Here is a 718-nt window from a genome sequence, read left to right as displayed (position 1 = left end):
AATGAGATTGCTTTTGATTTAAAATATCTTGAAAGTGATAGCGATAATAATGGGGTGCTAAATAGTGATGAATTAATGAATACTTTAATTGATGTTTGTTATTTTGATGAGAATAAAGATGGGGTTTATGTCTTAAGCGAGATTGTTAAAAAAGACAAAATATTAGAAGAAGATATTAATGAATTTGGCGAAAAAAATATAAACACTATTTCAAAAATGATTAATAATAGAATATTTTTTGATAAAGATAAAGATGGAGAAATTTTAGTAAAAGAGCAATATATTGAAGATGAAAGCGAGTATTTTAAAAACTTAAATCAAGCAAAAGAAGAATTAAAAAATAAAAAAGAAAAAATAGAAGCCAATCCAAAGCTAAAAGAATACGCAATAAATGAAGAAAACAATCACATAAGAAAACTAAAGCAAGATATAAAATTATTTAAAAATTCAAATTCTTTAAAAATAAATGAAGATAAAGAAAAAGAATTAAAAGACAAAAATAATTTAGAAGAATTTTGTGAGTTTAGTATAAAGCTAATTGATGAGCTAAAAGATTATAAATCACTAGATTTAAAAGCTTAATTAATTCTTTAAGTTAAAGGAGAAATAATGCTAAAAATAGATGGATTTTATGTAGATTTAAGCTCTTATATAAATACAAGTGTTAGTAAAAAAGCTGATGTAAATAGCACTATTAATCTAAGCCAAATAAGACAGG

General features: G+C 22.6%; 1 protein-coding gene. It reads left to right on the top strand.

The annotated features are described in order from the left end of the window. Positions 1-582 (top strand): hypothetical protein (locus tag AVBRAN12642_RS09745; RefSeq protein ID WP_336608319.1); only part of this gene is annotated, 582 nt, incomplete at its 5' end. Between the last annotated feature and the right edge of the window lie 136 nt (positions 583-718).

This window comes from Campylobacter sp. RM12642 (assembly GCF_020137635.1).
Taxonomy (GTDB): Bacteria; Campylobacterota; Campylobacteria; order Campylobacterales; family Campylobacteraceae; genus Campylobacter_E.
This window is presented reverse-complemented; position numbering and strand designations above follow the sequence as displayed.